The sequence below is a fragment of the Allorhodopirellula solitaria genome (assembly GCF_007859855.1).
In the GTDB taxonomy this organism is placed as follows: Bacteria; Planctomycetota; Planctomycetia; order Pirellulales; family Pirellulaceae; genus Rhodopirellula; species Rhodopirellula solitaria.
Map to the genome: position 1 here is coordinate 1 of NZ_SJPK01000044.1, position 7933 is coordinate 7933.

General features: G+C 55.6%; 4 protein-coding genes. 3 read left to right on the top strand and 1 reads right to left on the bottom strand.

Annotation, left to right across the window (positions count from 1 at the left end; genetic code table 11):
* Positions 1-89 precede the first annotated feature (89 nt).
* From CA85_RS24355 to CA85_RS24365, 3 genes are all read left to right on the top strand, one after another.
* Positions 90-1115, top strand: a complete 1026-nt coding sequence (locus CA85_RS24355; protein WP_146394305.1) for a LamG domain-containing protein — start codon at positions 90-92, stop codon at positions 1113-1115.
* 634 nt (positions 1116-1749) lie between these two features.
* Positions 1750-3546, top strand: coding sequence for a LamG-like jellyroll fold domain-containing protein (locus CA85_RS24360; protein WP_146394307.1), 1797 nt, complete (start codon positions 1750-1752; stop codon positions 3544-3546).
* 513 nt (positions 3547-4059) lie between these two features.
* Entirely contained in the window at positions 4060-5490 is a 1431-nt protein-coding gene (locus tag CA85_RS24365) for a sulfatase (protein ID WP_146394309.1), read from the top strand.
* A gap of 487 nt (positions 5491-5977) precedes the next feature.
* Here CA85_RS24365 and CA85_RS24370 read toward each other — a convergent pair whose 3' ends face one another.
* Complete coding sequence (locus CA85_RS24370; protein ID WP_146394311.1) at positions 5978-7357, bottom strand: sulfatase family protein; 1380 nt, start codon at positions 7355-7357, stop codon at positions 5978-5980.
* Between the last annotated feature and the right edge of the window lie 576 nt (positions 7358-7933).

The window sequence follows — 7933 nt, forward strand, 5'->3', positions numbered from 1 at the left end:
CTGCTCAGTGGAGTGTGGGATGCCGTCTATGAGAACTGGCTCCAGTCAAAACCGACCGTCGGCGACCTTATCAATTTGGAAACAGCGTGATGCAGGACTCGTCGAGCGCACCAAGCGGATCGCACCCCGTTCACGACTTCATCATCTCCCCCGGCCACACGAGCGTCATCCCTTCATTGAATGTCTATCACCAGGACCTTGAATGGTCGCGGGTGAAACCGAACCAGTTCTTGACGATGACTGCAGACACGACGAAGAAAGTCCCCGAGCTCACGGTAAAGTTCAGGGACAAGACCGGACAGGAAAATCTTGTCAAGACCATCACCTACGACGAACTCACGCCGACTGCCGCATCCGGCTTGGAAGTGGACCGACGTGCTCATTGGAGCTTCGATGGTCACACGACCAACCATTCCGTCCTTGGCGATCGCATCGACGCGAAACTCGAAAATGGGGCCACGGTCAGTCGCGAGAACGGAATCCGTGGCGGTGCGTTACAACTCGATCGCTCGAGAAATCAGTACGCTAGCGTGCCGCGGTCAATGCTCGATGACAACGCAAACGCGTACACGGTTGCCGGTTGGATCAAACCGAATCTTCTTCCGGCTCACGGCAGCAAAGACAGGCACTTCATTCTGGAAACCAAGGTGAACAACCACTGCGACCTTCTGAAGGCACTGGGCACTGGGTTTGCTATCTCCATCGGAATGCGAGCTTGCGATGACGCCACGAAAATCAACTTGCAACTCTACACCGAAACGCTCGACCCCAAACCGGTAGGGTCCCAGCAGTCACCGGGTGTCAAATCGCAGGGCGGATTCGATTGCCTGATCGACCGCGTTCTTTTTAGCGACTGGGTACACTTCGCTGCGACGTTTGACTCCAAGAGCCTCCATCTCTACATCGACGGCAAGTTAGTGAAATCGCACGTCCTGTCACCGGCAGCACCAATCGCAGAAGTCGGTGGACTCGTTATCGGCGGCCACCGGGCAGGCGAGGGCAGGAATTTTGACGGCAAGATCGACGAAATTTCCATTTGGAATCGGGTTCTTACCTCTCAAGAGATCGAGACGATCCACCGGAATGTAGCCTCATCTGAAGCCACGCATGACTAAGCGAACGTCCTTAGCGTGAAGACATTACGATTCCTTCAGAGCGGACAGCCCCCCTGACTGACGCCCGGTTTTTCACATGACGTGCTTTTACGCATCGGTCAACCTATGACGGTGGCCGAGCCTCGTTGCAGATGGAACTGGGCGAGGGTGACGCCGATGATCCTTCTGAATTGTCTTGCAAAATTGCTGTACACCTCGAGTCCACAATGAGCATGATGTCGCCGATCAACTCGCCACCCGTCGCAAACAGGCGGCGTGGATTCGCAGTCGCAACCGAAACGGAAGCGATGAGATGCGAAGGAAGAGTTTGAACTAGCGATTGAGCTGAGCCGGCGACATTTGGCACTCGGCGACTCGTCTGATCGAACCAGCATCGCTGAGAGGTCCTGTCGCGGCACATCTGCGGCCGCGCTTGGACTACGATTGGTGCCGAGATCGGGATTCAGCTAGCGTAGCCGCCAAAAAATTGTGGGCTCCCCGCTCGCCGTGATCGCCAGGCAGCCTTTTGTCTCGATAGCGTTCAAGAGACTTTTTTCAGAAAACGAGTACCGGCCTGGGACTGCTTCCCCAGCGGGAGCCATCGAGTGGCCGGCGACCGTGACGGTAGAACTGACAGAATAGCGAGGAATTTCAAATGATCCATCGTTTCGCGTATCCAATTGGTCTGGTGCTGTTCGCGTCAGCGCTAGCCGTCGCGGCAGAACCGCATCCCGATCGGCTCTGGCCTCTTGATTCCACTTCCTCTGAGTCGCTTCGGCACAAAGGTGGTTCCCCCTCGGAGGCGGTTGGAGTTCACAATCAGGCACTCGTGCTCGACGGCGCGTCGCTACTTGAAGTCGACGACGTCGCTGCCACCCCAATCAGCAGCAAGCCTTTCAGCTTGGTCGTCTGGGTTAACCCCTACAACCTCAATCGCGGCCAGCAGATGATCGCGGCCAAGAATCGCTACGCTTTAAACGAACGCGAGTGGGGCATCATGATCGATCACGACGAGAAACTGCGGCTATACGTTCAGCAAGATGGTTGGCGGACGGCCGATGCTGACGCGGCGTTCGAACCAGGGACGTGGCACCAGGTAGGGCTCGTCGTCGCGGAGGAGAAGGCGGAACTGTATTTGGACGGACAACTCGCCGGTACCATCGAACTGACACAGCCGATCGCGCAAACAAACGCCCCGCTGACCTTTGGCGGCGTCGATGACAACGGTCGAATCCGGCAAACCTTGATGGGAGCGTTGGATCACGCAATGCTGTTCAACCGTTCGCTCATGCCGAGCGAAATGGCAGCTCTCTACAGACCGGTGACCGCCACTCACTCGCTTCCTGAACACGCCGAGCCTTTTCGGCTCTGGGACGAAGCGTTGCCAATCCCTGTTGCTGCGAAAATCTCCACACTAAAGGATGTCAAATTTCACGTTATCAAGAAGTGGGATCGGGAGGCAGACGGCTACACGTTCTTACACGGGGTGGGGCTCGGCTGGCACAAGAACAAACTCTACGCTTCGATCGGTCACAACAAGGGTGCGGAAAATACAGTCAGCGAGGAAGCCCAGTATCGAGTCAGTGATGACGAGGGGCGTACCTGGAGCGAACTACGCGTCATCGATGCCGGGGAGGAACCCGGTCTGGCAGTCAGCCATGGCGTCTTCCTCTCACACGCCAACAAACTCTGGGCCTTCCACGGAGCCTACTACGGCAAGATGGAAGAGGTGCATACGCGGGCTTATGCGTTTGACGAAACAGCGGGCAAATGGCGCGAGCAGGGCATCGTCGTCCGCAACGGTTTTTGGCCGATGAACCAGCCTGTGAAGATGCACGACGGCAACTGGATCATGCCAGGCATCTCCGCTGGCCCCTATTCCAACAACCATATATTCCCGGCGGCAGTTGCGATCAGTCGCGGTGATGATTTTACTCAATGGGATTACGTGGAGATTCCCGGCGGTGCAGGCATCAGTAGGATGTGGGGTGAGTCGGCAAACATCGTATCCGGAAAACGAATCCTTAACGTCGCCCGCTTCGGCGGCGGAACTTCGGCGCTGGTCGCCGTCAGTGAGGACTACGGCCGCACTTGGACGCCCTCGCGAACCAGCAACTTGCCGATGGCCACGTCCAAGCCCGTTGCAGGAGTACTCAGCACGGGCCAGCGATTTCTGATCTGTACCACTGCCAAAAACAACGGCGGCAAACGCACTCCCCTGACGATTGCCGTGACCGCGCCGGGCGAGGATCTCTTTCACAAAGTGTTTGTGATTCGCCGTTCACGACACCCCAATCAACCAGGCGAATCAGCGGGCAGCCTGAGCCTCTCCTATCCCTGTGCAATCGAAATGGATGGCTCTCTCTACGTAGGCTATTCCAACAACGGCGGCCGACGCGGCAATCTCAACAGCGCTGAATTGGCGATCATTCCGCTGACATCGCTTCAGTAGCCCCACCGCGCCCAGCGACACAAACATCCTTTTCTGCAATCGGTCCTGTCACGAATTGGGTTTGCGCACTACCGTCGGCAGCGGACCGCTCCAATGTCGTGCGGTTCCTCGCTGCAGACTCGACGTTCGCGACCAGGCGTTTGAGGGAATTGGGAGATTTGGTAGATTTATCGGCGATGCCCGTTACGAATGGGATGTTTGGCCGCCAAGCAGGTCGGGTGAAGTTTTTCGGTGGAATGAGCCGAATGCCACTTACTTTGGCCTCGTTTGGGGCATGGCTAGGTTGGAAACCCGATGCGTCAGCGAGGAAAATGCAGTGCTCTGCGTGGTCAACAGATCATCCTCGCTCACGCGTCGGGTTACCAAGACCGCTTCGAAAACTAAAGTAAGTGCCATTTGGCTAGCGCCGTCAGCTCACAAGAGTTGTGCAGAATCATTTCTCCCGATCCGCTTACCCCGCTGAGGGGATTTCCGTTGCCACTTCAAAGCCAAATTCAGTCACAGAAAATGATCATGCAAAACATACGGTTCGACTTTCTATTGGCTTCGCTGGTGGCTCTGAGTGCCCTTTCGACGATTGCCTCGGGCCAAGATGCAGGAGAGCCAGCAACGCAGCCGAACGTGGTCTTGATCATGGCTGATGACCTTGGATGGAAAGATCTTCACTGCTATGGCAACGAGAAACTTGACACGCCGAACCTTGATCGGCTAGCGAAGCAGGGCCTGCTTTTCACCGACGCCTACTCGGCTGCACCCGTGTGCACGCCAACACGGGCGGCGTTGATGACGGGAGAATCACCGGCTCGTCTGAACATTACCAACCACGCCGGTGGACACCCGGAGAACTTCCAAAAGCCTGGCACGGATCTGATCACTCCGAGTTGGCTGAGGCACCTGCCGCTGGAACGGGTCACCCTGGCCGAGCAACTCAAGGCCGCCGGGTACGCGACAGGTTTTGTGGGCAAGTGGCACCTCTCCAATCGCAGCCGGTTCAGGCCCGACAGCGAACCGGATCATCCGACGGAACCAGAGTTGCGTCCTGAACACCAGGGCTTCGATATCAATATAGGAGGCTGTCGCTTCGGCGGACCTCCGAGTTATTTCAGTCCGTACAAGCTCCCTAACTTGGAAGGAAAAAAAGACGGCGAGTACTTGCCCGACCGTTGCGCTGATGAATGCATCGACTTTATCAAGTCCGCCAAAGCCGCTGGGGATGGTCCGTTCTTTCTTTGTTGGTGGAACTACTCGGTTCACTATCCTTTCCAAGCCCCTGCCGACCTGATTGCCAAATACGAGAAGAGGAGAGGACCGGGCGTCGAGAACCCGACTTACGCGGCGATGATCGAAGGGATGGACACATCGATCGGTAAAGTCATTGATGCCATCGATCAACAAGACCTGAGCGGCGAGACGCTGGTGATCTTTACGTCGGACAATGGACCGTTCGGCGAGATCGCGCAGCCGCTCCGGGCTGAGAAGGGGTATTTGTATGAAGGGGGCATCCGAGTCCCGATGATCGTTCGTTGGCCAGGTCATGTCAGTCCGGCCACGAAAACGTCGACGCCAGTCATCACGATGGACATTCATGCAACGATTCTCGATGCTGCGAATCTGAAGGCCGACCCCTCCAATACTCCCGATGGAATCTCTCTGATGCCGTTGCTCGAAAACGAGTCTGAATGGAAGCGTGAATCGATCTACTTTCACTATCCCAACTACGCTTTTCATAAACAGAATCGACTCGGAAGCGCGATTCGTTCGGGTGACTACAAGCTGATCAAATTCTATGATGATGACTCGGTTGAACTCTATGACCTCGAGAACGACATCAGTGAGTCGCGAAACCTCGCCGACGAGATGCCAGAGAAAACCAAGCGACTTCGCTTAGACCTCGAGGGATGGCTAAAGTCGACCGATGCCAGCGAGCCTCAGCACGCCAAGTGACGCCCCTTCCACGGCGAGTTCGCACTGCCGCAATCCGCTGTCAGATGCAAGGGCCACTGATTTCAGGCTCATCCGACGGAAGCGTGCGCGGAGCACAGAGGTAGGTTTTGCTAGGCACATCTCTAGTATCCAATGATCTTACAGAAATGCGTCCCGGACAAACGAATGTTCGCCAGGGACCGACAACACCATTGGCGTACCATCAACCGGGATATCCCTTGCCAAGCCAGCACCTCTGCAGAGCTCGGCTCCGTTTCTCCCGGCAGTGCCAGTCTAACATTGATAATCACATCCCACAAATAAACCCTTGAATACGGGAGCCATGCCTTGAAAACCTCGGGCGCACCCTTCCGTCGGATGAGCCGAAATGCCTACGTTATGGCGTGACATGCGTGACGAAGGTCCGCAGAAGTAGTAGACGTCCGAGGGGCTGTCAGCGAGCTAACGAGCATCTCACAAAATGGGGTGCGTAGTTGTCCCATCCCGGCTAATCCACGTCCTCTGATTTCGCTTTAAGATATTGCTCGCTAAGACGTCTCGTTCTAGCTCGCATCTCGACCAATTGCTCGCCGTACTCAGGGTCATTCGCAAGATTTCTGAGTTGGTTCGGGTCCTCTTGCAGGTCGTGCAAAAATTCGCCACCGGACTCTTGCTCGTAGTAGTTCGCGTAAACGTATCGCGTTCCACGGTAACCTTCCCATTTGGGAATGCGGTCGTTCTGCATACGATGCTCACAGAAAAAACCTGGCCGCTTCGCGGCATCGTTCTGGCCAACCAGCGATCGTCCCTGGTAGCGAGCAGGGATCTCGACTCCAGCCAGATCGAGTAGGGTGGGTGCGATGTCGAGGTTCAACGCAATGTCATCGTTGACTCGTCCGGCATCCTGCTGGATACGCGGATCGCAAACGATCAGAGGAACTCGCAAAGATTGTTCGTAGTGAGACCACTTGCCCGCGAACCCACGCTCGCCCATGTAGTATCCATTGTCGCCCATGAAAATAACGACTGTGTTGTCGGCCAACCCCTGTTTGTTCAGCTGTTGCATCACCCGACCGATATTACGATCCATGGCGGAAAGCATACGGAAGTAGTTCCTCATATTGCGGTCGTACTTTTCTGGTGTATCCCATCGCCAGTAGTAGCGATCCCGGTGAATCGAGTCGCGTAGAAACTCTGGCTGGGCATCGAAATAGACGTCTCCATCGAGCTCGGGGCGAGGCATCTTTACGTCCGCATACAGTTGTGATTCTGTGGCGGGGTGCGGATAGTGATTGGCTTTGTCACCGTCCTGGGCGTGAGCGGCATTGAAACTGACTGACAGGCAAAACGGTTTGTCAGCAGAATTGGCTGCAACAAATTCGAGCGCTTTGTCACCAGCGATATCGGTGAAATGCTGGGTCGATCCATCGACGCCTCTCTGGCTGCGCCCCACCGGTTCAAACGAATCGAACATCTCACCAATCGCAGACTGGCCGCCTTCCACTCGCACGCCGAATTTACCAACAAATCCCGTGCGGTAGCCCGCGGCCTTCAGTTGAGCAGGATAGCTATCTGAAACGTGCGCCACGGAAATCGGCGGCTTGCCGAATGTGTATCCATGCGTCCGTTCAAAAAGCCCCGTCAGCAGCGTCGCGCGACTCGCGGCGCAAATGCTGGTCGTGACGAAGGCATTTTCAAAACGCTCCCCACGTGCTGCAAGCTGATCGATGACGGGTGTTTTCACTACCGGGTGACCGGCGCACCCTAGCACATCGCTTCGATGGTCATCCGATAGAAAAAAGATAAGGTTAGGGCGTTCATCGGCATTGGCAAGCGACGGAGCCAATAGCATTGCAGTTGCAACGATGACCAAATACAGCGATCTCATTCGGATTCCTTCAGCAAGCGAATTGGATAGGATGCTCATCTCGGTTGGCCGGATGCGTCTCGAATGGGCACCGGGTCTGTCCGCTGTCAAACAGATAACAGATTGATTTCCTCCAATCGTACCAAGATTCCTTCGTCCTGACTGTCGCTTTAACTGATTTTGGGCTCTCTGAAGAAGAGTGTGCGCAAAGATTTACGTGGATGGCGTCCGGCGCACAACACACCTTGCTCTCGCGTTGAATTTCGGTTCATCCGACGGAAGCGTGCGCAGAGCACAGCGGAAGGTTTTTTGAGGCATGGCTCTCGTATCCAATCATCGTTCAAAAATGCGTCCCTGACGAACAAACGCTCCCCAGGGACCGACAACACCATTGGCGTACCGCTTTTGCAGGGAAACGCTGGCGACCGAGATATCCCTTGCCAAGCCAGCACCTCTGCAGAGCTCGGCTCGAATGGCGTGGACTTAGGGCGAATCTGGCGTGAAACAATTTTGAGCTAGCGAAGAACGGCATCCTTGTTGCATCGTGGTTTTTCTTCACAAAAATCTCAACACAAGCAAGGATGCCGTCGATGATTC